1 protein-coding gene is annotated in these 701 nt (G+C 37.9%); it reads right to left on the reverse strand.

Annotated elements, in window-relative coordinates; all coding sequences use genetic code 11:
• A partial coding sequence (locus AC1DND_RS28920) for a sugar phosphate nucleotidyltransferase (RefSeq protein WP_477586420.1) occupies positions 1-701 on the reverse strand: 701 nt, incomplete at both ends.

Consider the following 701-nt stretch of genomic DNA (forward strand, 5'->3'; position numbering starts at 1 on the left):
CCATAATGTAAGCATTGGTAATAACTGTATCCTTTCCAATCCTTGATCTGATCCCCAAAACAGCATGTTCTACTTTGCTAGCCTGAATAATACAGCCTTCAGCAATAATCGTTTTATCCAAAGTGGTACCCGAAATTTTTGAAGGAGGCAACATCCGCGCCCTGGTGAAAATAGCATGATTGCTATCGAACATATTAAATTTAGGAATTTCATCCGTTAAGCCCAGATTAGCTTCAAAAAAAGATGAAATATTTCCAATATCAGTCCAATAGCCTTCGTACTGAAAGCTTAAAACCCTGCTCTGAGAAATTGCTCTAGGCAAAATCTCTTTGCCAAAATCCTTTTCTTCTTCGTTCTCATTTAAGATATTGATCAGGTACTCGCGGTTGAAAACGTAAATACCCATCGAAGCTAGGAAATTACGTCCTTCGCCCTGCATTTCTTCACCTGTATCCGAAACCCAGTCTTCTAAACCTGTTTTAGGCTTTTCGATAAAAGACGTAATCATGTTTTCATCATCAGCCTTTAAAATACCAAAATCTGTTGCATCTTTTGCCGTTACCGGAATAGTGGCAATGGTAATTTCTGCATTGGCTTCAATATGTTTTTCAATCATATCCTTAAAGTCCATCTGGTACAATTGATCGCCGGATAAAATCAAAATGTAATCGAATTCGTGCGAAACAATGTGATGCATACAC

It is taken from the genome of Pedobacter sp. 01N416 (genome assembly GCF_056399685.1).